Raw genomic sequence first — 26,975 nt, forward strand, 5'->3', positions numbered from 1 at the left:
GGTTCGGATACGCGTGGACACTCCGTTCGCGGCGCGGTGGGCGAGGGCGAAGCGGAGCATGGCGGCTCGATCAGACGATGCGGCCATTACCTCCCTGGAAACGGTCGGTCGGGGTCTCTTCGCGGTGCGGCTTCTTCGACTTGCAGTCATCGCAAATGCCGAACAGCACGGTCTGCCACGGGTCGATGTCGAATCCGTGCTTGGCGGCGATGTGTTCCTTCAGGCTGTCGAGCTCGTGGCATCGCAGGTGGATGATCCTCCCGCATTCGCGGCATTCGCAATGGACCGAGATGGGCATCGCGTCATCGCCGCGCTGGCCGAGATATTCGAAGCAGCTTGCACGCTTGCCCGACGTCGGCATCCTGCGGACCAACCCCTCTTCCTCGAACCGCGTGAGCGCCCGATAGGCGGTCGCGGTGCTCACGGGTGTGCCCGCCGCCTTCAGCGCATCGACGAGCTCGTCGGCGGTGACGTGCTGTTCGCGGGAAAGCACGGAGAGGATCGCATCCTGCTGCTTCGTCTTGTAACGCACAGAAACCCCTTTGAAACTGATATTGAGAAGCATTCTCATATTAGTCCATCAGATTCGCGTCCACGGAATCTCCACGTGCCAAGGATCGACCCATGTCGAGACGGGAGATGGAGCTGTTGCCGAAAAGCGGGTGGATCGATGTTGCGCCGGCTTGCCGTGTTGATGGGGGAAGTCTTTTCCAACGTGAGAAGCAAGGGTCGCATCTCAGGTTTGATTCTCTTACTGGACGTGCGCTCATGAGAAAGTTAGCAATCCTAACTAGATGCGTGTAATATAGGCGAGGTTTCTTTCTCCGTATGGCTATGCGGGGGTTTTTCCTTATGGAGGGCGTGAATGAAAAAGAGATTCCGGTATTGTGCCAGCATCGTGTTGATAGCATGCTCCTGCTTCACCGTCGGCGCTGTGCAGGCGCTGGCCGATGAGACCTCGTCGACCTCGTCGGCGGTGCTGCCCGCGGCCGACGGGGTCGCATTGCGGGATGGCACGGCGTTGTCGTCCGATGTCGATCCAACCGAGGTTCCGTCATCCGCGCAGCTAGCTTCGTCCTCAAGCGAAACCCAATCCGCAGACGCTTCAACGGAGGATGGGCAGGACCCATCCGATCCTGCGGATTCGGCTGAGCCTCCCACCTCTGCCGATTCGGAACCGCTTGCGTCACGGGCTGCTCCTCTGCGGGCGCCTGCCGCCCCTTCGCCGCTTCAGCAGATGATCGATGATGCTCCAAACGGCGGTACAGTGACCATCACGAGCGATATGGGTTTGACCGAAACCGTGGTGATCCCTGCCGGGAAATCCATCACGTTGACCGATGATGGAACCGCCCGCACGATCAAGAGCACGGCGGAGCCGATGTTCAAGGTCGAGGGAACCCTCACAATCGCGGCAACGTCCGATGCTAATCTGAGATTTTTTGGTTCCTCGAACGGGACGTCGAGCCAAGGCTCGGTTGCAACCGTCACCGGTGCGCTCAACTTGAAGAGCGGGACGTTCACGGGCGGTGCGGCAACCGCTGCGGTCGAGGGCACGGTTGCCGTCTTCGGTGGGACGTTTGCCATGACCGGCGGGCTTATCACCGGCGAGCCAAAGGGCGCTACGGGTACGGTTTCCACGGCGACGGTGCTCGTTTGGGACGGCTCCACGTTCACCATGACCGGTGGTTCCATCACCGGCAACCGTGCCATTTCCGGATGGGCGGTGATCACATCGGGCTCCCAGATGAGCATGACGGGCGGTTCCATCGACGGAAATGCCGGCGGTGTCATATTGACGGGGAAATCCAACTTCGACTTTTCCGGCGGGTCGATATCGAACAACACCAATTCCGGCATCAAGGTGAATTCGGGGACGACCCTCGCCATGACGGGTGGAACGATTTCCGGCAACGAGGCGGGCTACATGCGCGACGATGGTCGCGAGGTGATAAGCCCAGGCGCGGGCATCTGCGTTCGTAATGCGGGGACCGCGGTCATATCTGGTGGAACCATCAGCGGCAATCATTCAAACGGATCGGGAGGCGGCATCTATGCCGACGAGAGCAACGACCTTACCATCACCGGCTGCACGATCTCGGGGAATTCAGCCGCCAGCTTGGGCGGCGGCGTGTACATCAACTCCACCGTATCCACGCTGCGAATCGATAGCGCACTCGTCACAGGCAACACCGCGTCGCTGATGGGCGGCGGCGTGTGGTGCTGCCCGACGAGCGAGGCGACCATCGGGGTCACCGATGGCATGGCGATCTTCGATAACTCGACGACGGACGACCCCTCGGCAGGGGATGACTTCGCAAACCTGAACCAGTCGAGCAGCGAGGGGGCGAAGGTTACGGTTTCCGATCGCATGCTCGGCGGTGGTGTCGTTTCCTTTTACCGTGATGGCGCGATCGCATATGCACCTGACGGAGCGAAGTTCTTTGACAAATGGAAGGCGGATCCTGCTGCTCCGCGTTTCGACGCCTCCAATCCGGGGGATCCCGTCCATATCGATGGAACGCTTGAATCCCGTGCCCTGAAGTCGGTCGCAAGTGATGATGCGAAGCGGGCAGCGAGGCTCAAGGCGACCACGGTCATCATCGGCAACACGGCGAAGGCGGGCGGCGGCATCGCCACCAACGGCAGCTTCACCAGCGGCAAGAACGACGAAGGTTGGAAGCTTTCTGTCAACAAGGTGTGGGGTGATGCCGTTCCCGCATCCTCGAAGAAGGCGGTCCCCGTCTATCTCGTGATCGACGGTACGGTGCTTGATCATGTCGTGCTTTCCCAGGACAACGGCTACCAAGCCGCGTTCGAGGGGCTGCCCAACCCTGATTCGGTGGGGGTTATCGAGGTTCGCGAGGGGACGTTCGATGCAGAGGGGAAGGCAATTCCGGTCGAACCGGCCAATACATGGGACATTTCGTACAGCACGTTGACCAAAGACGAGACGACGAAAACCCTCTCGGGGACAGTGACCAATGAGCCGATTCCCGAGACCATCGCAATCCCCATTGAAAAAAAGTGGATCGGTGATGAGGGCAAATCGGTTGTTATCGAGCTTTTGGCCGATGGCAAGCCGACCGGCAAGATGCTGCCACTGAATGCGGAAAATTCCTGGAAGGGGACGTTCGAGGGTCTTGCCAAGCGTGATTCGAAAGGTGCCTTGATTTCCTATAGTGTGAGGGAAACGCGCATCGATGACGTCGACGGTGATACGTATATGATGCAACCCATTCAAGGAACTGCGGAAAAGGGTTTCACCATCACCAACGTCAACACGACCACGGTGGATGTTGCGGGCTCCAAGACCTGGAACGACGATGGCGACCGCGATGGCATGCGGCCCGAGAGCATCACCGTCCACCTGCTCGCCGACGGGGTTGAGAAGGCGAGCAAGACCGTGACGGCCGCCGATGGTTGGAAATGGTCGTTCGATGGCCTTGCGAAATTCGACAAAGAAGATGGCCACGCGATCTCCTACACGTTGACCGAAGACGCGGTCGCGGGATACGTCGCCACTTCGAAAGCGTTCGATATCACCAACGCCCACAACCCTCAGAAGACCTCAGTCAAAGTTGAGAAGAAATGGGACGACGCGGATAATCAAGACGGCCTGCGCCCGGCAAGCGTGACCGTTAAGCTCCTCGCCGACGGCGTGGACACCGGCAAGACGGCGAAGCTGTCGGATGAGGGCCAGTGGACCGCGGTCTTCGACGACCTCCTTGCCAAGAGCGGCGGCCGTGACATCGTCTACACGGTTGAGGAGGTCGATGTTCCCGAAGGGTACACCGTTGCGATTTCTGGAGACGTCCAAAAGGGGTTCACCGTTACAAACGCGCATAAGCCCACGGAACCCGATACCCCTAAGCCGAATAAGCCCCACCCCGATCGGCCTTCCGTTGAAAAGACTCCGCAAACCGGCGATGTTGCGGGCGCGGTTGCCGCAGGCATTGCGATCGTGGCCGTCGGGGCGTTGGTTATCGCCGTGGCGATTCGCAGGAAGATGCGTTAATTCCCCCTCGCAAGTCCCTCTCTCGGAAGGCCGGTCGTTGTTGACCGGCCTTCCGGCGTATGGGAGGGGTTCATTCTGTGGAGAAAAGGGCTATTATTATAAATCGTACAATTATATTGTATGCAAGTAATATGATGCGGATTGAAAAGATATGCAAACCAATCACCAAGGAGCTTGCAATGGAAAAATCGTACCGTTCGATCAAGCGCATCGTGCGCGGCGTCCACACGACGGATGGCGCGGGCGTTCACCTGGTGCGCGTCGTTGGCCAGAACGACATCGACGACTTCGACCCGTTCCTAATGCTCGATGCTTTCGATTCCGATGATCCGGCGGATTACGTCGCCGGGTTCCCCTGGCATCCGCATCGCGGCATCGAAACCGTTACCTACCTTATCGAGGGCGACATCGAGCATGGGGACAGCCTGGGGAATCGCGGCAGCATCAAGGATGACGATTGCCAATGGATGACCGCCGGCTCGGGCATCATCCATCAAGAGATGCCGCAGGCGACCGACAGCATGCTGGGGGCCCAGCTGTGGCTGAACCTTCCTGCAGATGATAAGATGTGCGATCCGCAATACGGCGATATCCAGAAGGAGAACGTCCCCGTCGTCAAGGACGATATCGCCACCGTGCGCGTCCTGGCGGGTTCGTATGGCGAGATTGAAGGCGCGTTCCAGGGCCAGCATGTTCCGATGACGTATCTCGACGTCGAGGTGAACCCGAATCAGGAATGGGAGTTTCCGAGCGACCCCGAGGCGACGCTGTTCGTGTACCTGGTGTCCGGATCGGCCTCGTTCGACGGGGGCGAGAACTTCGAGGACCACCATCAAGCCGTGCTCTTCACGCAAGACGAGTACCTGCGCGTGAAGGCGGGCAAGGAAGGCGCGCGCATGCTGCTTCTGCAGGCACATCCTCTGCACGAGCCGGTCGCATGGGGTGGCCCGGTCGTCATGAACACCGACGAGGAGCTCCGTCAGGCGTTCAAAGACATCCGCAACGACACGTTCATCAGACACGAACCCGCGATGTGATCACCAATGGGATCGTTCGTATGGTTTCATGCGGGATTGCGAACATTGATCGAAGGGGATCGAACATGGATTCGATCCCCTGCTTTGCTGCTGGGCGGCGAATAGCTGATCCGCTGATCGACTGCAAGATATGAAATGTGTCCTATTTATGAATGAGGGGCAAAACGCCTCCTTATCGTTGATTTTCTTTCGACAACTGTTCATATTCAGTCGGAATTCAAGCATGCGGGGAAGAGCTGCCCCTTGAAAAAAATGGAAGGATATTTACGCATGGATAGAAGAAATTCCGGGAAGGCGACACTGAGGCTATCCGATTTCGTGCGGCACGTCTCAAGGACGGGAATGGCTTTTGTCCTTGCCTTTGCATTGAGCGGTTTCACCCCAAGCGTCTTGGCTTTTGCAGAGGATGGTAACGAAAATAAAAGCGATCAACCCGCATCCGGGGTAGAGACCTTGGTGGAGGCGCCCACGTCTTACACCGTTCCGGCGGATGATCAAGTGCAGGGCGATAGGGAAACAGCTCGGGAATCTGCCGGTTCTGACGCTGCTGCATCTGGTCTGGCCGATGTTTCGTCCACTTCCGGCGATGTTTCCGGTCAGGATGCGACTGGTGGTTCAAAATCTGATTCCAAGAGCTCAGATGGCCAATCCACTGGTTTGCTTGGTGGAGACGCTGCCAACTCTACACGAGTGCCAGGTGGGGCGCTCGCTGAGGAAATCGGCAAGAATCGCGAAGCGAACCCTGCCAGCCTAACCGAGTTGTGGGTCGATGGTGCTGCCGGGGATGATATCAACAACGGCGGTACCGAAGGTACCGCCCTCAAAACGCTCACCAAGGCACTTGAGCTGCAGGACGCCAATCCGGCAATTGCCACAATCTACCTGAAGGGTACCTTCGAGAAACTTCCCACGACAACCATTCCCAGCGGTGTGAAGCTTGTGATCGCTGCAAACACGACCATGACCGGTTCCGGCAACGATGGCATCAAGCTGGAGAGCGGCTCTACTCTCAAGTGCGAGAACGGTGCCACGCTTTCCATGAGTGGGTTCGGAACTGCGCTCACGGTTCCTGCTGGAGCCTAGCTGCTCGATGGCAACTACATTTTCAAGGACAATGCGGGTGGTAGCGGCACTCGTGGTATCGCCCTTGCCGGCACCATCAAAGGCAGCGCGGGCAAGACAAGCCTTGTCATCACCGCTGATGACAAGAGCAATACCAACTTCTACGAAAGTGGCACCACGTTCGAGAACTGCACGATCAATGTAAACTCTCAAGTGCGAACGTGGTTCGATGCGCGCGATCTCAACCTGAAAAACGGCTCGTTGACGGTTGCGGGGTTTGGTCAGACCTTCTACGTGAATAGTTTGAACATGGTCGATTCCGAGTTGACCATCAACAAAGGTGGTTCTTGGGGCGGCACGGGTATGACTATCCAATCTTCCTCATCCATCGTCAACTCGCACATCACTACGAATGCCGGGTCTACCGCGGGCATTTCCATTGGCGCTATAGGTGGGACCATCCGGGTAACCAACTCAACGCTTGAGTTCAACAACAGCGGCACGGGTGGTCTCAACGTCAATACTGGTGCAGTCGTACTCACTGATTCAGTGCTAAAGGGGAATGGCAAGAACAGTGGTGCTCTTTTCGGTGTTCAAACGAATGGCTCCATTGAAATCAACGGTAATTCCCGCGTCGAAACTCCTGCATCGAAAAACGGCGATACTGGTGCCAGCACGAAAGATGGAAACTATGTCGTACTCGGCGGCTCTCATCTTGTGAAGTACGAGCCTTCTTACAACTCCAGCTCTGGCAGTACCGTGCCCACCAACGGCGAGGCCAACGGCAACGAGAAGCTGATGCTTTTCACCCTTGCAGATGCCAGCCAAAACGAACTCGCTCCTCTCAATAAGAGCGGTAACGCCTATGCCTATCCTGTGGCAAACGCTTCCGAGGATGCTCAGAAGCACGTGTGGATTCCCGGTGAGAACGTCACCTTCAAACTTAATGCGGACGATGCAGCAGAGACGGTTTCTGCAACCTTTGCCGATGGTTCCAAGAGTGACAAGAATGCCCTTGCCATGCGCGGCTATGCGCTGCCCGATGCAATCCCTGCAGAAGGTACTTCCGATGTGCCTTCTGATCCCGTGGCTCCTGGTTATAAGTTCCTCGGCTGGTACTACAAGGACGGCGCGGGAACTGAGCGGGCTTTCGACTTATCCATGAGGATTGCCGGTCCCATTGCTGTTTACGCCAAGTGGAAGAGCGACTCCGCGAGCTACGGTGTCGTGTACCACAATAACCTTTCTGATGATGCAGCCTACACTGCCACGGGCAGCAAGGCAGATCGTAGTTCACAGATTGCCTCCCTCGATACGGTTATCGCAGCGAACCCCGCCTTCTCCGTGAAGGGTAAGACCTTCACGGGTTGGAATACCAGCGCGGATGGTACGGGAGAGAGCTACGAGGTGGGTTCTACCGTCATCGTTCCCGCAGATAAATTTTCGCTTGACCTCTATGCCCAATGGGAAGATCAGATGGTTACGGTGCGCTTTTCCGCTAACGGGGGCATTTTCGATAACGATAGCGTGTTCAAGAAGAATCCCGATGCGTTCGAGATTTCCACCGATGTAAGCGGTGGGGAGATTGCTACGGTCAAGAAACAGGCGAAGGTCTCTGACAACATGACGTTAAACAGCCTTTTGAAATCGTTGAATGCCTCTCTTGATGCGAACGCGCCGGGTATCTCCAACCCTGTTGGAGATGATGGGGTTGACGCTTATAAAGGGATTGCCTCTCGTAACTTCTTTGTTCTTGATCCTGATGTGAAAGAGCAGTCCATTTTCGGCTATGTATACGATCACGAGAATGCTTATTGGTTCACCGATGCAGAAGGCAAGAATCAAGCTTCCATCCATGGCGGCACGAAGGTCGATGCTGACCTCACCTATTATCTCAAGTGGAAAAACGATCCGGCTGTCAAAACTGTTGAGGCCCGGGGTACGCTCGATGCCGATATGTGGGGCGATTCAAAAGAAGTAACCAATCAGATTAAATTCGTTAAGTCCGGCGAAAAATTCAGTCTGACGGGCGCCATCGTCACTACCGACATCAAAAATCAAATGTCTGCTATCGAGGATCAGTTCAGCGAGAAGCCTGAGAACTTCTCCAATATCGTGCTTTCCGACATCAGGTCGACGTTCACAGCAAGCATCACGCTTCCCGAGGATGTCAAAGTTCCCGCTGACGCGCAAGTCAAGGTCGATGGATTGGGGAAGCTGTTCACGGTTGATTCTACCAAGGTCAAAGGACAGACCGTAACTGTCGTCTTCAAACTTGCAGACGGTATCGACACCTATCAAAAGTTAAAGGATGCCGTGAATTCAACGGGCCTCGCGGCAACACACGGTGCGTCCGATATCAACGATTCCGACCTGATCACCGCAACCGTGTCCGGACTCAGCTTGGTGGATGGCGTGGAGAGTGGGAAAGAGCTCACCGCCATTGGCGACGTCGACGGCACATTCCATTCAATTGCCCAGGACGGCGAAACCGTCAAGCGTTTTGAATTCAGTTGGGGCTCTCAGCAACTGCCTGCAGGCAAGGATCCCAAAGGCGACAAGATACAGCAAACTCTGGTGACGGTCGTTCCCCTGGAAAGCGAGCTGCCGGCCGACCTTGAAGTCGATGGCGATACCGAGCACGCTGCCGTACACGAAGTCTTCACGGGTGACAAGGTCAAGTTGACCGGTGTTGTGGACGTTTCCAACGTCAAAGAGCAAATGTCCGCTATCGAAAAGCAGTTCAACACCACCCCCGACAAGTTCGAAACCATCAAACTCAGCGAGTTGGAATCGAGTTTCAAGGCGACGCTCACCCTTCCCGATGGCATGGAGTACGCCGACGACCTGAAGAAGGAGGATGTCAAGGTTGGCGGCTTTGCGGACACCTTCACGGTGACGGACCTTCTCATCGAAGGCCAGAAGATCACCGTCACGATGACGTTGAAGGATGGCATCGATAATTACAAGCAGCTCAAGGATGCTGTAGATGCAGTTGACAAAGAGATGACCCTCACTGTTCCCAAGATCGAAATCGATCCCGGGGTGAACCCGGGTACAAAGCTGACCGTTCCCGGCACCGTAACCGGCACGTTCTTCTCCAAGGCGACATCTGCTTCAGGCACCACCAAAGCATTTTCGTTCACATGGAACGGCGTTCAAACCGCTGAAGGTCGCGATGCCATCGTCACCGACGAGAACGATCCTACCATTCAGGCGACCCTCATGCCCGTCAGCACAACGGAAGCCGAGCTTGAAGGTGACATGCTTGTGGACACTGATACGGAGCACGATGCCGTCATCAAACGGGAAAAAGGCTCGAGTTTCGACCTTACCGGCGCCGTGAATGTCGCCTCCATCAAAGAGCAGATGGATGACATCGAGAAGCTCTATCCCAATACCGCCCACAAGGATATCCGTCTTGATATCCGCGGGTTTGATTTCACGGCGAGCTTCACCGTTCCCGATGGTATCGAACTGCCCGAGGGACTCGACGTTTCTCAGGTGAAGTCGGAAGATTTCGGCAAAGGTTTCAAGGTGAGCCATGTCAAAGTCGAGGGCAAGACCGTGACCGTATCCTTCGAGCTTGCCGATGCGGGCACGATTCTGACGTATGATCAACTTGAGGCGGTTGTGGACGGCGCTGGCGACAACGGAGAAAATAATCCAACGTGGATGAAGCTCACCATTCCCGGCCTGAAGCTTTCCTCCGATGCCGAAGCGGGCAAGCAATTTACCATCAAGGGAGAGGTTGCCGGCACTTTCAAGTCCTACGCCCAAGCTCCGAGTGGAAAGAACAAGGCTTTCTCTTTCAAGTGGAATGGCACGCAGTGGGCTCCTGGCAAGGATGCTGTTGCAATCGCCGATGAACCGATTCAACTCACCATCGAGGCAACTGAGCCGTGGATATCCTTGAACGAAACGCCGAAGGTGACCGCCAAAGACTTTACGATCACCGCGGGGGATGTGTTCGAGATCATGAATGATATGAAGGTCAGCGCCTCCGATGAAGAAGACGGCGATTTGACCGACAAGGTCGAGATCGTGTATCCCGATGGGTTTGACACTGCTAAATCAGGCGTGTACCTGATCGTTTTCAAGGTGACGGATTCCAACGGGGCGACTTCTATCACATCTGCGACCTTGACGGTTTTGCAGAAGGCTGCCCCAGCGCCCGCTCCGGACAAGCCCGATTCCGTTAAAACGAACGATAAGCCCGATTCTACTGTGGAACCCGAAACGAGCCGGGTAACGGAGGAAGAAAGCAAGGCGGAAACTCCCAAGACGGGCGATGCTGATTTCGCCCTTCCCCTCGGCGCTTTGATGATCGTTTCGCTGATTGTTCTTGGGCTCGTAGTTCGCAGAGAGGGACGAGAATAAGAAGTTTGAGGTAAGCGCAACTGCTCAAAAGGCCGGGTTCGGAATCACCATCCGAACCCGGCTTCATATTTGCGTGTTTCGCAGATCGATTATCGCACCTGCAATATACAAGGGCGGAGGCGGCTTTCCAACCTGCCGCCGAACCCGATGCATCTGGTTATGTTATAGCGGATTCGGCCCAGGAGCCATCCGCCTCCGCGAACGACCATCGAGATTAGAATGAGACAGTGGTGGAAATCGCCAAGAAGTCATTCGAATCGCCGGCAGTCCAGCTTGGCTTGATGATCCTTGTCGGTATCGGTACGACGGGCGAGATCATCGCCGGTGGCAGCTTATCGTGCGAAGAAGTACAAGGATCAACTGAAACAGACGCGGCGGATCGCATGATTCGGCAGCCCTGTGCGGTCGAGAGATTCACAGCGGGTCATCTCCGCCGTTTGAGCGGTTGATTTCACACCAATCGGTGATAAGTAACATCATGGGATGTTACTAACTATGAAAATGTGTTACTGTCCTGGTGGGTGGAATGTTTCGCTATAAGGAAAAGGAGAAAAGAGATGAGGAAACCACTCCGTATCGTAGGCGTGCTGTGCATGGCGATTGCGCTGTCGTTGGGCGTCTTCGCACTTGCGGGATGCTCGTCGTCGAGCTCAAGCACCCAGCAGGAACCGCAGCAAAGCGCAGCCGTCAAGCAGGTTACCGACGTGACGGGACGCGTGGTGGATGTGCCCGCCGAGCCGCAGAAGATCGTCGGTATCGGCGCCTCCTCGCTGCGCGTGATCTGCTATCTCGGCCAGCAGGATAAGGTGGTGGGCGTCGAGGTTTCCGAGAAGGAGGACGCCGTCACCTGCACGTACCGTCATGTGAACATCGAATCGTTCAAGGATCTGCCCGTCATCGGCGAGGGCGGGGCGAAGGGCGTGACTCCCAACGAAGAAGCGCTCATCAATGTAGCGCCCGACGTCATCATCGCGAGCGTCGATAAGGATACGGCCGATTCCCTGCAGGCCAAGACGAAGATTCCCGTGGTGTGCATCGAATTCAACGACAAGGTGTTCGACCAGGGCATCTACGAGAATATCGCGCTTGCGGGCGAGGTGCTGGGCGCGGAAGACCGTGCCGACGAGATCGTCGCGTACATGAAGGACGCCCAAGCCGACCTTGCGAAGCGCGTCGAGGGGCAGCCTTCCCATACCGCCTACGCGGCTGGCGTGAGCTTCCGCGGGGGCCATGGCTTTGCCGGAACCGAGGCGGCGTTCGCGCCGTTCAACAGCGTCAACCTCACGAACATCGTCGATGGGGAAGGCACTACGGGTTGCTTCGACGTGGATCTTGAGAAGGTGAGCTCGGCGCAGCCGGAATACATCTTCGTCGAGACCGGCAATATCGGACTCGTGAGGGAGGACGTTGCCGGCAATCCGGATTACTTCAAGAACCTTTCCGCAGTCCAGGCGGGCAAGGTGTACTCGCTCGTGTCATACCGGTACTATCAGACCAACCTCGACCTGGCGGTTGCCAACTGCTACGCGGTCGGCGCCGCCGCGTATCCCGATCGTTTCTCCGACATCGATCCAACGGCGAAGCTCGGCGAGGTCACGAAGTTCTTCCTCGGGAAGGATATCTCTGCCGACCTCGCTTCCGAGGGGTATTCGTTCGGCAAGGTGGATCTGCTCTCGTAGAACCGGCGAAGGCAGGATCGCATACCATACAGGAAATGCCCCGTCCTCGGGGCGTTTCCTGTATGCCGAGCATGCACACGTCTCTCATGGGTGAAAGTCCCTAGGGAGCCGCTGACGGATTCCGCCAGCCCGGGAACGACATGCTGGCGCCGGAGCGGCTCGATCCCCGTTCGCGCACGTCAGCGCGCCCGCTCGCCTTTCGCCGCTCTGGCACTCAGCCTGCCGCCCCCGGCCAAGGCGGAATTCATCAGTGCTTTCCTAGCGCGCCCGGTGGCGGGGAGCGCACAGACAATGGCAAGGGCGTCCGCCGCGAGGCGGAATCCGAAATCGTGGCGCGATGATGGCGGCGCGCTGCGCCCGTCGGCGTTTGCGAGCGCGGTGGCGGGCCGGCTTCATCGGAATGGCGTCACACCCTCCATCCCATCATGTATACCTCGGTGGTGATGACCTCTTCCACGGTCCCGTCGACCGCAAGCTCTTCAAGACGGGCGTCCGCCTTTTGCAGGCCTTCGTCCGAAACCCGCCCCTTCAGGGACTTCTCGATGAAGAAGTCGCGCGCCTCCTCGAGGCTGCGCGTGTTGCGCCATTCGTCGGTGTAGTGGCGCAGGCTGGGATTCAAGCCCTGAGCCCATACGATGCACATCATGCGGAACAGATCGTCATCGTTGTTCCCATCGTCGACGAATCCCGCCGCGTCCATCAAGTCGTGGAGGACCGCATCATGGCGGCGGCAGGGCTTTGCCACGTAGATGTACTCATTCGCGAGGTTCGCCATCTTCTCGAACGTCCTGCCGTCGCGCACGGCGGGCGTCATGTGGGCGATAACCAGATCGTAGCGCTTCCCGGAGCCCCCTTCGGCGAAGTCCCCCACTTCGAAGGTGGCGTTGCCGATACCCTCGTCCACCGCCTTCTTCCGCGCAGCCTCGATCATCTTCGGCGAGATATCGGTCCCGGTCACCCGTTCCGCACGCGCAGCAAGGGCCAGGCTGTACAGGCCGGCTCCGCAGCCGATGTCCAGCACGGAAAGGCCGCGGGAGAAGTCGACCTCGTCGGCGAGCATCTTCAAAAACGGGTCGTCATCCCACGAGGCGACGGGGCGGGCCGCCCATTTCTCGGCGGCGGCATCCCAGGTGGAGGCGTTCGCATACCCTCCCAAAGAGCGGTTGCGCCATTGCCCGATGATGGTATCCGGATCCAAGTTGAGGAAGGTGCTGGTTGTCATTGATCTCCTATCTTCTGGAGGGGGCTTGCTACGGCCATGCGGATTCCCTCGAATTCGACAAGGCGCATGGGCAGGTCGTACGTTTGCGAGAGGGTTCTGTCGGTCACTGCCTCGGCGCCGCCTTCCGCCACGACCTTTCCGTTGCGGATGAGCAGGAAGCGGTCGCAGAAGCGCAGGGCGAGGTTGACGTCGTGGATGACCAGGATGGTTGCAAGGTTTTCCCGCTTGGTGGCATCCGCTATGCTCTGCAGGACTTCCATCTGGTTCTTGGGGTCCAGGGCGCTCGTGGGCTCGTCGAGCAGCAAGACCTCCGTCTGCTGGGCGAGCGCGCGGGCGATGAAGACCTTTTGCCGCTCGCCCCCGGAAAGCTCGTCGCAATAGCGGTCGGCGAACGGCTCAAGCTCGAGCTGGGCGATGCAGCGGGCGACCACTTCACGGTCGTAGTCGGAGATGCTCCACGTGATGTGGGGCCGCCGACCTAGGACGACCTCGTCGTACACGCTCAGGTGCGGCACGTGCTGCTGCTGCGACACATAGGCGATATGCTGGGCGTTTTGTCGACGGTTGAGCATGCCGAGATCGATTCCGCCCACCTGCACGGTGCCCTCCGTGGGATGTTCGATGTTGCCCAGGAGGTTGAGGAGCGTCGATTTGCCCGCGCCGTTGTTGCCCATGATGGCGAGCATAGATCCCGCCTTCGCATGCAGCGAGATATTCTCGAACACGGCTTTGCTCGTGTGCGGGTACACGTACGAGAGGCTGTCCGCCTCCAATACCGTTTCCCCCGGCTTATAGCAGGCGCGTTTGCATTCGCGCGGCGCCTCGGGGGCGAGGCTGCCCTTACCTGCGGCCGTCATCGCTTATACCCCCGATACAGGAGGTAGAGGAAGAGCGGCGCTCCCAAAAATGAGGTGATCGCGCCGATGGGCAGTATGATGGGCGAGATGACCGTGCGGGAGACGAAGTCGCTGGCGAGCATGATGAACGCGCCGAGCACGAGCGATGCCGGCAGCAGGAAGCGGTAGTCGTTGCCGATGATGCGCCGTGCGATGTGCGGGGCGATGAGGCCGATGAAGTTGATGAGGCCCACGAACGATACCATGATGGCGGCCATCAGCGATGATACGAAGACGCCCACCAGGCGCGTGCGCCGCACGTCGACGCCGAGCCCGCCCGCGACGTTGCCGCCGTTCTGCAGCGCGTTGTAGTTCCACCGGTTGAGGAAAAAGTAGATCGAGCACGCGCCGCCGACGACGAACATCAGGCAGATCTGCTCCCAGGTGGCGCGTCCGAGGTCGCCGAACTGCCAGAAGATGACCTTCGTGAGGTTGAGGTCGTTGCTGAAGTATTGCAGGATGGTGGAAGCGCCCGCCCAGAGCGCGGAGAGCGCCACGCCCACGAGGATGATGCTCTCGGGGCTCGCGATGCCCAGGCGTGAGAACAGGAGCACCACCAGGCTGGATGTCATGGCGCCGGCGAACGCGCACAGGGCGATGACGCCCATGCCCGCGTTGGACGCGGAGCCGGCGACCGCGGGGATCACGATGAGGATTGCGAGCGTGGCGCCGAAAGCGGCTCCTTGGGAGATGCCAACGGTGGAGGCGGAGGCAAGCGGGTTTTCAAGCACACTCTGCAACGCCGCGCCCGCAAGTGCCAAGCCTGCTCCTGTGACGCAGGCGGTGGCGACGCGTGGAAGGCGAATGGATTGTACAGTGTTGACGTCGCCGGGGGTGCCGATCCCGAACAGCGCCTGGAGGCTGGTGAAGACGTTCAAATCGGATGCTCCGGCGCAGAGTTCCGCCGATGCCATGGCGAGGCAGACGATCACCATGCCGAAAATCGCGAGGATGTTCCGGCGTTCGACCTTCCTCCTCTGCGAGGTTATCTGCTCGGTTTCCATCAGAACCCTTCTCGGCCGTATGCGTCGTAGCAGTCCAAGCAGACGAACTTGCCGTCTTGGACGCGCAGCCCGTACTCGGCGGTCATCTCGCCGCAGATCGCGCATTCGTGCGACGGGAAGATCCGCGCGGGCTCGGGGAGCTGAACGGTTGGCTGCTTCACATCGAAAAGCTCGCAATAAGGGGTGGTGATCAGATAATCCATGTACTCGTCGCGGGAGAGCCCGTCGCCGAGCCCCTTCTTCAAGATCAGGCGGGCGCTCGTGCCGCTATCGCGCGCGAAGAACGAGAAGGCCATCTTGCCGCGCAGACGGGGGACGAGGTTCGATTTGCCGTATGTGCAACCGAGGAGGCATTGGACCGCGTCAACGCAGCAGGCGTCGTTTTCCGTGATGCACACGATCTCCTCCTCGATTGCGGGGAAGGCGCCCTCGTCGAGGCCGAGTTCCGCGATGGCGCCTTCGACCGCCTTGAATCCAATCGCGAGCCCTGGGCACTTGTGCCCATGGAACTTCGCGGCCTCTTCCCAGAATGTCAGATCAAGCATGCTGTCCTCCGTTGGTGTTGTGGGTCCGTCGTGGAAGTAGATGAGTGTTACTCTACATGAAAAAGTGTTACTAGACCAGGATATATATGAAAACAGCCTGATACAGGGACGGAAATCGATGGGTTGCCCACCGGGAAAACCATACCGTTGATGTTACGAATTACAAATTAGTAGTACTCAGAGCAGAATCGTGTTATCTATATCATATTCGTATTACTCCTCTGTCTTGGATGTACCGATGGGGGATGGCGATCGGCGCCGTCGGGTGCCATCGCCGGGAAGGTGCCCAATTTTTCGCTCCGATTGGGTACAGGGGTTCTCAATGCGACGAAGCGAGCCCGGAAGTTGGGCACGCGGATAGGAGCGACGCATTGCGGGAAACGCGGTGCGAGGATTCGATGGCAGAGGCTTGCGTTGGAAATCGCAAGGAAGGAAGCAGGAGATATGACTCGGGTGAGGATGAAGGGAACGCGGCTGATCGCTGCGCTGATGATGACGGCCGTCCTGGCTCTTGTTCTTGCGATGCTTGTGGGTTGCGCCTCGACCTCATCGTCCGACGGATCCGGTGAAGCCAAACGCGGAGGGGACAAGGTCCTCACGCTCTGCTTCCCTTCAACGGTGACCAGCTTGGATGTCAGCTCGAACGATGCGACCATGCTGAAGGAGGTTGCGGGCGTTCTGGAAACCCTCGTGAACACCGACTCGGACTTCAACCTCCTGCCCTCGCTCGCCACCAGCTGGGAGCGCACGGGAGATAACACGTGGGTGTTCCACTTGCGCGAAGGTGTGAAATTCCACGACGGGACCGATATGGACGCCGCTGCTGTGAAGTGGTGCTTCGACCGCGCGGCGGCAAACAACAAGAGCTTCGCGAAGTACACGTCCTACGCGTCAAGCGAGGTCCAGGACGACCATACGCTTGAGATAACCACCAGCATCCCGACCGGCGAGCTTCCCGCTGCGCTCACGAACGTGTCCACATCCATCATCGCACCCACGTCAGTGAATGCGGCTGGTGAATTCGTGCAGCCCGTGGGGACCGGATACTTCCAGTACAAAGATTTCGACGTCTCGACCGGGGAATTCAAATGCGTGACGTTCGACGGCTATTGGGGCGGTGCGCAGGATTCCTCCATCGTCGAGCGCGATGTGAAGTGCATCTCCGATAGCAGCACCCGTTCCCTGGCGGCGCAAAACGGCGAGGTCGACATCGCCACCGACGTGCCCTTCACCGATTTGCAAACCCTGAAGGATGCGAAGAACGTTGAGGTGACATCGTACGAGACCGCCCGCACCTACTTCTATTCCTACAATCTGCACAAGGCGTACCTGGCCGACGCAAACGTGCGCAAGGCGCTGATCTACGCGCTGAACAAGGAAGATATCGTGAACAATGCCCTGCAGGGCGTGGGCAGCGTTCCGAACGGCATTTTCATGGATGCCGTGCAATGGAACAATGCGTCGGTCGACACCTATGAATACAACGTTGACCTGGCGAAGCAGATGCTCGACGAGGCAGGCTTCAAAGATACGGACGGCGACGGCTACCGCGATTGGAACGGCGAGAGCGTGACCATCGATATCGTCACCGGTTCCCGCCGCCCGGGCAACGCGTTGATCGCACAGGCGACGCAGGGGTATTTCGACCAAATCGGCGTGAAGGCCAAGGTGAACGTGCTCGATGGCACGGCGTACAGCCAGAAAATCGATAACGGCGATTTCGATATGGCGCTGGATTCGGCGGCAACGGGCTACATCCCCTCTGCTGCATACTATCTGTACCAGAACTATTATTCGGGATCGTCCAACGCGCAGAAGATCGGCTACAGCAATCCCGAGCTGGATGAACTGGTTGCGCAATGCCGCAACATGGAAGCCGGCGAGGCCAAGAACGAGGTGAGCCGCCAGGCTCAGGCTATCGCGCAGAACGATGCCGCCATCTACACCGTGGCTCATTACGGTGCCGTGTTCGTGCTGAATCCCAAGATCGAAGGCTTCAGCTACAGTGCTGCGGTGCACGACTTCATCGTTCCGTACACGACCGACTTGGCTGATTGATTCTAGCCACCTCCTCCCATCGGATGGGGCCGCTTTTCCGCCCGGCCCCATCCGACTCTTGATTGTGTCTGCGCCCTCAGGGGCGGATTTCCGGTCGCTATCGGCGGGATGGCTGCGGTGCAATCTCGGATTTCTCTGGTCTGCGTGAGCCCCTGCTTCATACGAGAGCGCTTCAAAGGGGATGCGCATGGCAAAATTCATAGGACGGCGCCTGCTGGCGATGGTCTTCGTGCTGTGGGCGGTGGCGACGTTCACCTATTTCATGGTGCATGTGACTCCCGGCGATACCGCAACCGCGATTCTCATCGAAACGTACGGCGAAGAGGTTGTCAGCCCCGAGACGTTGCAAGCTGTGCGGGAGAAATTCGATTTAGAACGTCCGCTGGTTCAGCAGTACGCGGATTGGCTGGTCAATGCGGTCACGGGGAATTTCGGAATTTCGTATCGGTACAATTTGCCGGTCGGGCAGATGCTTGCGATGCGTTTGCCCAACACGTTGGAGCTGGGCATCGCCTCGCTGATCATCGCGCTGGTCATCGCCGTGCCGCTTGGCGTGCTGAGCGCCTTGAAGCACAATAGGATCCCCGACCATCTGGTGCGCCTTGTCGTGCTCCTTCTCGCATCGTTTCCAGGGTTCTGGCTTGCCATCATGGGCATCATGCTGTTCTCTATCCAACTGGGGTGGCTTCCCACTAGCGGGAAGGGCGGTTTTGAAAGCTTGATCCTTCCTGCATGCACGCTTTCGGTGGGCATGATCGCATCTACCACGCGTATGATGCGCACGTCGACGTTGGATGTGGTGCGCCAGGATTATATGACGGTGGCGCGCGTGAAGGGCTTGACCCGCGGCGCTGTCATGCGATCGCATGGTATCCGCAATGTGATTCCGCCCATCATCACGTTGGTGGGCTTGCAGATCGGGCATATCTTGGGCGGAGCCGTGGTCATCGAGAGCATATGCGCTTGGCCCGGGGTTGGCGACCTGTTCATCAATGCGGTGAACAGCAAGGATACCCCGATGATCGAAGGATGCGTCATCCTCATCGCGTTCGGCTATGCGTTCGCGAATCTTCTGGTGGACATCATCTACGCCTGGATCGATCCGCGTGTGAAGTATTCGAACGCGGAAAGCGGGGGTGCCGCATGAGCGGGTGGGGAAGGCGCGTTCTTGTCGGAGATTCGGCGGGGGAGTCCGCGGAAGGTGCGGAAGCGTTGGCTCCGGGGGGACGCAAGCCGGATGCGCGGCATGCGGCGAATCCCCTCGTGCGCTTCATCGCGTTTCTGAACCGCAAGAACGTCATGCTGTTCTTAGGGTGCGCCTGCGGCATCGTATTGCTGGCGCTCGTCCTCTTCGGCCGGTTTCTGGAGCCGAACGATCCCACCGCCATGGACCTCACGCAGACGTTCGTGGCGCCTTGCGCGAAGTATCCCTTCGGAACCGACAACCTGGGACGGTGCATCTTCTCGCGCGTGATCGAGGGCGCCGCCGTTTCCCTTCCCACCGCGGTGCTGGTCGTGCTCGTCAGCGTGATCGCCGGAACCCTGATCGGTTTGCTTTCCGGGTTCGTCGGCGGCAGGGTTGATGCCATCATCATGCGCATCGTCGATGTGTTCCTGGCGTTTCCCACCATCGTGTTCGCCCTTGCCATGGCCGCGCTGCTCGGTACGGGCCAGGCGAGTTTGGTCGTTGCCATCTCGTGCATCCAATGGACGCGGTATGCACGCATGGCGCGCGGCGAGGTGGTGCTTTTGCGGAATGCGGAGTACGTGGAGGCGGGACGGGCGATAGGCAATCCTCGCTGGCGCATCATGCTGAAATACCTGCTCCCGAACGTTGCCTCCAAGAACATCATCCTTATGTCGTTGGATGTGGGCAGCATCATACTGTACTGCGCATCGCTGAGTTTTTTAGGGCTGGGCGCCCAACCTCCCACCCCTGACTGGGGCGTCATGGTCTCCGATGGGAAGGACTATCTGCGCCACGCACCGTGGATGTCCGTTTTTCCCGGCGTCGCCATCGCGTTCTCGGCGCTGTCGTTCAACATGATAGGCGACGGACTGCGCGACAAGCTGGATCCCCGCATGCGCGAATCCGCGGTAACGGAGTAGGTGGGGCATCGTGTCGGAGGAGCTGCTGCGCATTCGCCATCTGAACGTGGGCTTTCTGGTGAAGAATGAGGTTTTGGAGATCATCCACGATCTCAGTTTGGATATCCATCCTCACGAGATCGTTGCCGTCGTGGGGGAGACGGGCTGCGGAAAGTCGGTCACGGGGAATGCGGTTCTGAATATCCTCCCCGATAACGCGATCGTTTCCGGGTCGATTTCGTACAGGGGACGCCAACTTGCTGGTATGGGCGAGCGCGAGTTCCAAGCATTGCGCGGGAGCGAGATCATGTGCATCCCCCAGAGCCCTTCCACATCCCTCGATCCGTTGATGAAGGCCGGACGGCAGGTGGAGGAGTGCGTCGAGGTGCGCGCGGCTCGCGAATTCGGCGGCACGGCAGGTGCCGGGAAAGGCGTGAAAAAGAAACTGCGCGCGCAAACGGAATCGACGGTGCGCGCATTGTTCCAACGACTGCGCTTAACCCCCGCGGAAGCGCGCATGAACAACTATCCTTGCGAGCTCTCGGGCGGCATGTGCCAGCGCGTGCTCATTGCCATGGGCGCCGCGACTCACCCCGAATTGCTTATCGTGGACGAACCCACGAAGGCGATCGACTGGGCGCTCCGTATCGAGGTCGCGCATATGCTCGCGCAGCTGCGCGACGAGGCTGGCTGTGCGATGATGCTGATCACGCATGATATTCCTTTGGCGAGTGCCGTTGCCGACCGCGTTGCGGTGATGTACGCGGGCCAAATCATCGAAATGGGACCCACGGAGCAGATTTTCGGGGATGCGGCCCATCCCTATACGCGCGGGCTGATCGATTCGATGCCCACGCATGGATTCAAGCCGATGCGCGGCTATATGCCCGCTTTCACCGACCTTCCGCCCGGGTGCCGTTTTTCCGATCGATGCCCCTATGTCTCGGATGTCTGCACGAAAATGGATATCGAGTTGATGCCCGTCGATGTGGAATCATCGGAGCGCGTGGCGCGTGCGCATGAGATGGCAGAGCAGGTTGGGGATCGTCCGGGTCCTGATCGGCGGGGGAGGACGCACGGCACCCGTGTCGACCACGCAGATCTGGGGCACGTGCATAGCTGCCGGTGCTTCTTTTCCGCGGACGAGCTCTGCGAAGGGAAAGCGTAGCCATGCTGGAGGTCAGGAATATCACAAAACGCTTCGAATCGGGCTTCATCAAGAAGTCGGAAGTGCGAGCGGTGGATGATGTCTCGTTCACCGTGGGAGAGGACGAAGTGTTCGGCTTGATCGGCGGAAGCGGATCGGGCAAAACCACCATGTCGCGCATTATCATGGGGTTCGTGAAGCCCGATGCCGGCAGCATACGGTACGATGACCGGGATTTGACGCGGATGACGAACCGCCAATAACGCCAAATGAGGCGTTCGATTCAGATGATCTTCCAGAATCCCCAGATGACGTTCAATCCGCGTTCCACGGTATACGACTGCTGTGCCGAGCCGATACGGATGTTCCATTTGGCTCGGAATCGTCGGGAGGAGCGGCGGATGGTGTTCGACATGCTCGACTCGGTGGGCATCAGCGCCGATCAGGCGGGGAAGTTCCCGCACGAGATATCAGGCGGGCAGGCGCAACGCATCTCCATCGTGCGGGCGTTGGTGCTTGAGCCCAGGTTGCTGATATGCGACGAGCCCACGTCCATGCTCGATGTTTCGGTGCAGGCGCAGATCATGACGCTCATCCGCACCTTGCAGCGCAAGCGGAAGATGTCGCTGCTGTATATCTCGCATGATTTGGATACCGTGCGTGCCCTGTGCGATCGCGTGGCCGTGATGCAGGAGGGGAGGATTGTCGAGCAAGGCCGGATGGACGATGTATTCGAACATCCGCAGCATCCTTCCACGAAGGCTTTGCTGGATTCCGCGCTGTGAGCTGCTGCCTTGATCGAGGTATCGCTTGCACCTACTGAGGCCAGCTGGATGCTCGTTTAGGGTCCTTTTGCTTCGATCAAAACGATCTCGGGCAACAGGCTCGGGGCCTTTCCCCGTTGTGTTAGAATCGGAGCGTCGATGTGCTGGGAAAACAGATCTCTAATCTCGTTTACAAGGTTTGCAAGGCCCCTTACTGACGGCGTTTTGGCGGAGGGACGTTTGCTTCGCAATGGAGCGCGGCAGTTATTTGGGGAAGGGTGATACGGTGCGGTCATCTCAGGAAAATGACTGTACGGAATCGATTGACGTAAAAGGCTCGATGTGCAACGCGCTCGGCTTGGCTTGCTACATAGCCTGGAGTTTCTTGTTTTGGAACGGCCCGCTTCTTATGGTGGGTTCTCTCAGCGTAACGGCGGCCGATGGGGCTTTCATTGCCCAAGGGATCGCAACGGTGCTGGCTTCGGGGCTGCTTGCGTTGATCGTGTGCCGTAATTCCCGTCGGTTTTCCCGCACGGTCCTCTTCGCGATCTTTAGCGGCTTGTCTCTAGTTTCGGTTGCAACTTTGGCCTTGTATGGAGCGGGCGTTCCGTCGCAAATTCTCATCGTTGCCTTTGCTCTGAGCGGCATGGGCAGCACATTGCGCTTGCTTTGGGAGGAGCGCATCAGCTTCGGCGGCGTCCGACGCGTAGCGCTAACCGTGTCCTTGGCCTATGCCATAGGATACGCGATATTCGCTACCGTGGCGTTTTTCCCCTCCGAGGTCGTTGCAGCGGCGACGGCGGCGCTCACGTTTGCGGGCATGGGGTGTTTCGCAATAGGGAACCGTCGGCCGCGATCGTCATCCCCTTCCGTCCCCTCCCAAGGCAGTCCTTCGCAGAATGCCGAGAAAGCGGTGCATGGGCTGCAGCACCCGGAGAATATCGGTTTGAGGGAGTTGGCCCGACAGCTTCCAATAAGGCATCTGATCATCGTCGCCCTTGCCTTCTTCGGGTACGGCGCCATGCGCACGGTCGGGATCTTCGGAGGCTATCAAGCGGGCTCGGCAATCCCCTCTGCACTTTCGGCCGGCATTCCGGCCCTCTCGAGTATGGTCGCGGTGTTCGTGGCCTATCGGCTTTACAAGAGGAAGGCGACACTGACATTCTATGTGGCTTTCCCCCTCATGGTTTTTGCAACGCTGCTTCCTTCGGGGGTTGACATGTTTTCGGGCGCCGTTGCTTTTTGCATCATGCTTGTCGGGTCCGAGGTCGTCAAGTATGTCGTTTGGTTCATGCTCATCGATTCGATTGCACAAGATTCGGTATCGGCTTTGTTCTGCTTGGCAATGCTGCGATGCGCGCAATGGCTCGGCAGCGCGCTGGGCCAGTCGGTGTCATTCGCGGTTCCCGTGGGCGAGGGATCGAGCATCGTCGTGCTGATTGCGCTCATCGTGGCACTTCTTCTTGCCGTGGACATGCCACATCCGGCATTTCATCTGCAAAGACCACTCAGGGGAAGCCAAAATCGGTATCGAATGATGCGCGTGAAAACGGCATCGATAGGGTTGCCTTGACGGTAGAGCGCTATAGATTATCTCCACGAGAGGCTGAGGTTTTGGGATATTGGGCGTCGGGCTATCCGAGTCCGTTCATCGAAAAGAAGCTCTTCATTTCCAAAAGCACGGTGAAAACGCATCTGACCCATATTTACGGTAAGACGGGGACGAGCAATCGCCAGTCCCTTCTCGAGTTGCTTGATGCGCTGGAGGAGGAAGCGCGTTCTTAGTGCGAGGCGACCCACGGAGAAGGCGGCGTGATCTACGCCGCCTTCGATAGCGCCCGCCTTGTTATGCGCAGAGTTTCAACTGAGAGCGCATGCTCATCCTCTCGCGATTGCCGCTATTGGGAAACGCTCTCACCCGCCAATCTGCCGAACACGAAGACGTCGGCGATGGAGCAGGAACCGAGACGGTTGTTGCCCATTTTATGCCCCGCCACTTCGCCTACGGCCATCAGCCCGGGAATCGGGTTTCCCGAAGCATCGAGCACCTGGGCTTGCGGATTGATATGAAGCCCGCCCATGGTGTAGTGAACGGACGGCTTGAAGACGATGATGTAGTAAGGACCGTTGTTGATGGGGTTGAGCTTGCCGCGGTATTTGAAATCGGGGTCTTCGCCGGCTTTGCAATATTCATTCCATGAGGAAATGGTCTTCTCAAGTTCCGAAGAGTTTATTCCGAAGGGCTCGCATGCGTCGGAAAGCGTATCGGCTTTGATCATTTTCCCGCGGGCGAGCAGGTTTTCCACCTCGCTTTTATTCGCCTTGAATACGCCGGTGTTATCGACTTGCTCCTGGGTGAACACCATATATCCGACCCCGTCGGTTTGCTTGGTGGTGGCTTCCGAGATGACGTCGCGGCGCTCAAGCTCCTCGACGTATCGCTTTCCCTCTTTGTTAACGCAGATGGCGTTTTGGTTGAGGCGCATGTTGCCGGTGTACAGCAGGCCCCCTGTCTCGATGTCGCAGGTTGGATAAGTCTGAATGTATTGCATGTCGATAAGATTTGCGCCGACGGCTTCGGCCATGGTTATTCCATCTCCCGTTGCCCCTACGCTGTCGGTTGAGAGAATGCTCGAATCCATCTTCGGGTTGTATTTCACGCGCATGTCGACGTTGGAGCCGAATCCCCCCGTTGCAAGCACGACGTGTTTGGCATTGAATGTGTACGTGTCTCCGGTTAGGGTATGGGTTGCTTTGACCCCGGTGACCGCGTTGCCCGTCGTGATGAGCGATTCCGCCTTCATGTTTCTGAGAATGGTCAGGTTGGCGATGTCTTTGCAGCGTTTGCCAAGCTTGACGATGATCTCGCTTCCTTCTTGGCCATATGGAACAAGCGAACGCGCTACCGAATGCCCGCCGAAGAATTGCTGATAGGGCTGCCAAGCCACGTCGGCTTCGAATGTGAGCCACTCCATGGCATCGTAAGCGCCCTCGGCGATGACTTTGACGAGATCGGGGTCTCCGATATTGTCGCCTCCGACCAGCATGTCGTGGGCCAGTTTTTCGGCGCTGTCGCTTATTCCGTCGCGGCGTTGGAAGTAATTGTTGGGAGCGGCGATAGCCCCGCCTGACAAAATGGTATCTCCGCCTGTTATGCCGAGTTTTTCGATCATGACGACTTTCGATCCCTTGCGTGCCGCCGTCAAAGCTGTTGCGTATCCGCCGCCTCCGGAACCGACGACGACGTCGACATCGGTGGGAATGTCGCTCGGGAGCTCCGGTGCTGCCTTGTCCCGCTTCTTCCATTTGGAAGAGCTTTCGCCCGCATTGTCGAGAGCCGCGGAAACAGCGGAGATGAAGGCCATGCTTGAAATGGTCGCTCCGGAGACGGTATCGACGTTGAGCGTTTGCCCGTCGACGATGAGCTGATTGAGGATGTCCATCGCCTCGGTTCCAACCCCGAAGGATTCTTGCGATTTCTGCACGTTTATGTGCAGCAGCGTTCCGTTTTCGAGTACCGTTTCAACGACGAGTTCGCCGCCTTTGCCCGTTGCCGACCCCGAGCCTGCTACCTGGCCGCTTTTCGCGGTCGAGGGTTTGGCGGTGGAGCAGCCTCCCAGGACAAGAGATGCGCCGCCAGCAGCTGCGACCATGCTTCCCGCCAAGAAATTCCTTCGAGATAGTTGTGCCATGTTTCCCCCTTGCTAGATGGAACCAATACTCTTGCCGGGCCCTCGGGCAAGGATGTTGCATAACGGGGGAATCGTCTATCGGAATTTTGGTCGGATTGCTTCTTCGGCCATCCCCCCTGCGGGGGGATTTGCTTGAGGATCGAATCGTGCTGCGTCTCCGTGCGGTCCGAGAGTCGGACCGGGCGCGCGAAGCGCCGGAGGCGGGGTTGCGTCGCGGTCGCGGCATGCCGGCCACGATATCCGCGCGGGCGGTGGATCGGCTGTCTTGTTTCCGAGGCCGCCGAAAGCCGGGAGACGATGTCCGCTCGGGTGGGCGATCGCTTCTCTCGCGATGCCCGCATCGTTTTCGGCTTTTAGCACTTCGTTCGGTGGTTCGATGAAAAGCTGCCGTCGAAAAATATGTCAGATATAGTTGACTGATCAAATTCTATGTCATATATTTCTGACATAAGGGAAGACAACCCGATGGAAGCTCGCTTCATCGGTTCCGAGAACGGGGAAGGCGATGGATGGTACGAAGAACACGCGTTTGAAGGACGCGCGCAAGACGGCGGGATTGTCGCAGGCACAGCTTGCTGCGGCGGTGGGCGTAACGCGTCAGACGGTGTGCTTCATCGAGTCCGGAAGTTACAACCCCACGCTGAATCTGTGCATCAACATCTGCAAAACCCTTGGCACAACCCTCGACGATCTGTTTTGGGAAGAATAGGAGCAAGCCATGAACGATTCGAAGAAGCTGTTTGCCCGCGGGGCTAAAGACGAGCGCTTGAGCGCCCAGCTCGGCGAGATTTACCGTGTTGGTTTCACCATCATGGCGCTGGGGATCCTATTCGACCTGTATACCCGCTTCAACTACCTCGCCCAGCGCGATGGCGGCGATGGTCTGCTGTTTCAGGATCCTGTCGAGAGCGTCGTATTGATCGCGGCGGTCGTGACGGTTGCGGTGATGAAGGCGCGGCGCGGGATATACAGCGACTCCCTGAAGTTCACCGAATCTCGCACGTTCGGGGAGGCGGGGCTTGTCACCCCCTCGCTGGGGCTCGCGGCGCTGGTGGGCGTCGGCGCGGTAGGCGGCCGGCTGTGCAACGAGGTCGCGCTGTTCGGCTGGGGTGGCGTCACATGGGCGGGCGACATCGCGATGTTCATCGTCGTTTTCGGGATGATCGCCGGACTCGTGGTCGCGTTCCAATATCTGAGCTGGTGGAGCTATCGCCGCCGCGAGGACGCGCTCATGCAGGAGGACGAGGACTAGCCGCGGATCTTTAAAAGATGGAAAGTGTGGAGATAACCGGCGCTTGCCCTCCAAGCCGTCTTCGGAGGCGGTCGGGTTCTCGGCTTTCGTCAAAATAATCCGCGCGGATGTTGCCATGGCAACAACGGAGC

Annotated in this window: 20 protein-coding genes and 1 pseudogene; 15 read left to right on the top strand and 6 right to left on the bottom strand. The window is 58.3% G+C overall.

The window, feature by feature from the left end:
* Positions 1–70: 70 nt before the first annotated feature.
* Positions 71–532: a Fur family transcriptional regulator gene (locus NOV21_RS09255; RefSeq protein ID WP_283170763.1), complete on the bottom strand. Its 462-nt coding sequence runs from the start codon at positions 530–532 to the stop codon at positions 71–73.
* Between the two features lie 333 nt (positions 533–865).
* Between NOV21_RS09255 and NOV21_RS09260 the strand changes: the two genes are divergently transcribed.
* From NOV21_RS09260 to NOV21_RS09285, 6 genes are all read left to right on the top strand, one after another.
* A complete protein-coding gene (locus tag NOV21_RS09260) occupies positions 866–4,018 on the top strand; it encodes a Cna B-type domain-containing protein (protein ID WP_283170764.1) in 3,153 nt (1,050 codons plus the stop codon).
* Between the two features lie 179 nt (positions 4,019–4,197).
* On the top strand, positions 4,198–5,055 hold the full coding sequence (locus NOV21_RS09265) for a pirin family protein (RefSeq protein WP_283170765.1): 858 nt from the start codon (positions 4,198–4,200) through the stop codon (positions 5,053–5,055).
* A 243-nt stretch (positions 5,056–5,298) separates the two neighbouring features.
* On the top strand, positions 5,299–6,138 hold the full coding sequence (locus NOV21_RS09270) for a hypothetical protein (RefSeq protein WP_283170766.1): 840 nt from the start codon (positions 5,299–5,301) through the stop codon (positions 6,136–6,138).
* Positions 6,139–6,330: 192 nt separating this feature from the next.
* On the top strand, positions 6,331–10,497 hold the full coding sequence (locus NOV21_RS09275; RefSeq protein ID WP_283170767.1) for an InlB B-repeat-containing protein: 4,167 nt from the start codon (positions 6,331–6,333) through the stop codon (positions 10,495–10,497).
* 230 nt (positions 10,498–10,727) lie between these two features.
* Positions 10,728–10,946 (top strand): hypothetical protein, encoded by a 219-nt coding sequence (locus NOV21_RS09280; RefSeq protein WP_283170768.1) that lies wholly within the window; start codon positions 10,728–10,730, stop codon positions 10,944–10,946.
* 108 nt (positions 10,947–11,054) lie between these two features.
* Positions 11,055–12,176 carry an ABC transporter substrate-binding protein gene (locus NOV21_RS09285; protein WP_283170769.1) on the top strand — a complete coding sequence of 374 codons (1,122 nt, stop codon included), beginning with the start codon at positions 11,055–11,057 and terminating at the stop codon, positions 12,174–12,176.
* Between the two features lie 406 nt (positions 12,177–12,582).
* Here the strand turns inward: NOV21_RS09285 and NOV21_RS09290 are convergent, their stop codons facing one another.
* Genes NOV21_RS09290 through NOV21_RS09305 form a run of 4 tightly spaced genes read right to left on the bottom strand, consistent with a single transcriptional unit; the run spans position 12,583 to position 15,843 of the window.
* Positions 12,583–13,398, bottom strand: coding sequence for a class I SAM-dependent methyltransferase (locus NOV21_RS09290; protein ID WP_283170770.1), 816 nt, complete (start codon positions 13,396–13,398; stop codon positions 12,583–12,585).
* Entirely contained in the window at positions 13,395–14,255 is an 861-nt protein-coding gene (locus NOV21_RS09295; RefSeq protein WP_283170771.1) for an ABC transporter ATP-binding protein, read from the bottom strand. Before NOV21_RS09295 ends, NOV21_RS09290 begins: the two co-directional genes overlap by 4 nt.
* Positions 14,252–15,298 carry a FecCD family ABC transporter permease gene (locus tag NOV21_RS09300; protein ID WP_283170772.1) on the bottom strand — a complete coding sequence of 349 codons (1,047 nt, stop codon included), beginning with the start codon at positions 15,296–15,298 and terminating at the stop codon, positions 14,252–14,254. Before NOV21_RS09300 ends, NOV21_RS09295 begins: the two co-directional genes overlap by 4 nt.
* Positions 15,298–15,843 carry an FmdE family protein gene (locus tag NOV21_RS09305; RefSeq protein WP_283170773.1) on the bottom strand — a complete coding sequence of 182 codons (546 nt, stop codon included), beginning with the start codon at positions 15,841–15,843 and terminating at the stop codon, positions 15,298–15,300. Before NOV21_RS09305 ends, NOV21_RS09300 begins: the two co-directional genes overlap by 1 nt.
* Positions 15,844–16,287: 444 nt before the next feature.
* Here NOV21_RS09305 and NOV21_RS09310 point away from each other — a divergent pair, with 444 nt between their 5' ends.
* From NOV21_RS09310 to NOV21_RS11390, 7 genes and pseudogenes are all read left to right on the top strand, one after another.
* Positions 16,288–17,901, top strand: a complete 1,614-nt coding sequence (locus NOV21_RS09310) for an ABC transporter substrate-binding protein (protein ID WP_283170774.1) — start codon at positions 16,288–16,290, stop codon at positions 17,899–17,901.
* Positions 17,902–18,088: 187 nt separating this feature from the next.
* Positions 18,089–19,048, top strand: a complete 960-nt coding sequence (locus NOV21_RS09315; protein WP_283170775.1) for an ABC transporter permease — start codon at positions 18,089–18,091, stop codon at positions 19,046–19,048.
* A complete protein-coding gene (nikC, locus tag NOV21_RS09320) occupies positions 19,045–20,010 on the top strand; it encodes a nickel transporter permease (RefSeq protein WP_283170776.1) in 966 nt (321 codons plus the stop codon). The genes NOV21_RS09315 and nikC overlap by 4 nt, the downstream gene beginning before the upstream one ends.
* 10 nt (positions 20,011–20,020) lie before the next feature.
* Positions 20,021–21,157: an ABC transporter ATP-binding protein gene (locus tag NOV21_RS09325; RefSeq protein ID WP_283170777.1), complete on the top strand. Its 1,137-nt coding sequence runs from the start codon at positions 20,021–20,023 to the stop codon at positions 21,155–21,157.
* 2 nt (positions 21,158–21,159) lie between these two features.
* Positions 21,160–21,921 (top strand): annotated as a pseudogene (locus NOV21_RS09330) (ABC transporter ATP-binding protein).
* A gap of 229 nt (positions 21,922–22,150) precedes the next feature.
* Positions 22,151–23,473, top strand: coding sequence for a LuxR family transcriptional regulator (locus tag NOV21_RS09335; protein ID WP_283170778.1), 1,323 nt, complete (start codon positions 22,151–22,153; stop codon positions 23,471–23,473).
* Entirely contained in the window at positions 23,470–23,685 is a 216-nt protein-coding gene (locus tag NOV21_RS11390; RefSeq protein WP_283170779.1) for a response regulator transcription factor, read from the top strand. The genes NOV21_RS09335 and NOV21_RS11390 overlap by 4 nt, the downstream gene beginning before the upstream one ends.
* A 113-nt stretch (positions 23,686–23,798) precedes the next feature.
* On the opposite strand, the gene NOV21_RS09340 is transcribed toward NOV21_RS11390, so the two are convergent.
* Entirely contained in the window at positions 23,799–25,592 is a 1,794-nt protein-coding gene (locus tag NOV21_RS09340; RefSeq protein ID WP_283170780.1) for a flavocytochrome c, read from the bottom strand.
* Positions 25,593–26,097: 505 nt separating this feature from the next.
* Here NOV21_RS09340 and NOV21_RS09345 point away from each other — a divergent pair.
* A complete protein-coding gene (locus tag NOV21_RS09345; RefSeq protein WP_283170781.1) occupies positions 26,098–26,301 on the top strand; it encodes a helix-turn-helix transcriptional regulator in 204 nt (67 codons plus the stop codon).
* 9 nt (positions 26,302–26,310) lie between these two features.
* Positions 26,311–26,844 carry a hypothetical protein gene (locus NOV21_RS09350; RefSeq protein ID WP_283170782.1) on the top strand — a complete coding sequence of 178 codons (534 nt, stop codon included), beginning with the start codon at positions 26,311–26,313 and terminating at the stop codon, positions 26,842–26,844.
* Positions 26,845–26,975 lie beyond the last annotated feature (131 nt).

It is taken from the genome of Curtanaerobium respiraculi (assembly GCF_024609215.1).
Lineage (GTDB): Bacteria > Actinomycetota > Coriobacteriia > Coriobacteriales > Eggerthellaceae > Curtanaerobium > Curtanaerobium respiraculi.

Bases quoted from the DNA above. Each gene is read 5' to 3' on its own strand.
- NOV21_RS09295 (WP_283170771.1), bottom strand. From the start codon at position 14,255: ATGACGGCCGCAGGTAAGGGCAGCCTCGCCCCCGAGGCGCCGCGCGAA.
- NOV21_RS09350 (WP_283170782.1), top strand. From the start codon at position 26,311: ATGAACGATTCGAAGAAGCTGTTTGCCCGCGGGGCTAAAGACGAGCGC.
- NOV21_RS09340 (WP_283170780.1), bottom strand. From the start codon at position 25,592: ATGGCACAACTATCTCGAAGGAATTTCTTGGCGGGAAGCATGGTCGCA.
- NOV21_RS09305 (WP_283170773.1), bottom strand. From the start codon at position 15,843: ATGCTTGATCTGACATTCTGGGAAGAGGCCGCGAAGTTCCATGGGCAC.
- nikC (WP_283170776.1), top strand. From the start codon at position 19,045: ATGAGCGGGTGGGGAAGGCGCGTTCTTGTCGGAGATTCGGCGGGGGAG.
- NOV21_RS09290 (WP_283170770.1), bottom strand. From the start codon at position 13,398: ATGACAACCAGCACCTTCCTCAACTTGGATCCGGATACCATCATCGGG.
- NOV21_RS09315 (WP_283170775.1), top strand. From the start codon at position 18,089: ATGGCAAAATTCATAGGACGGCGCCTGCTGGCGATGGTCTTCGTGCTG.
- NOV21_RS09260 (WP_283170764.1), top strand. From the start codon at position 866: ATGAAAAAGAGATTCCGGTATTGTGCCAGCATCGTGTTGATAGCATGC.
- NOV21_RS09300 (WP_283170772.1), bottom strand. From the start codon at position 15,298: ATGGAAACCGAGCAGATAACCTCGCAGAGGAGGAAGGTCGAACGCCGG.
- NOV21_RS09265 (WP_283170765.1), top strand. From the start codon at position 4,198: ATGGAAAAATCGTACCGTTCGATCAAGCGCATCGTGCGCGGCGTCCAC.
- NOV21_RS09345 (WP_283170781.1), top strand. From the start codon at position 26,098: ATGGATGGTACGAAGAACACGCGTTTGAAGGACGCGCGCAAGACGGCG.
- NOV21_RS09285 (WP_283170769.1), top strand. From the start codon at position 11,055: ATGAGGAAACCACTCCGTATCGTAGGCGTGCTGTGCATGGCGATTGCG.
- NOV21_RS09310 (WP_283170774.1), top strand. From the start codon at position 16,288: ATGACTCGGGTGAGGATGAAGGGAACGCGGCTGATCGCTGCGCTGATG.
- NOV21_RS09335 (WP_283170778.1), top strand. From the start codon at position 22,151: ATGGAGCGCGGCAGTTATTTGGGGAAGGGTGATACGGTGCGGTCATCT.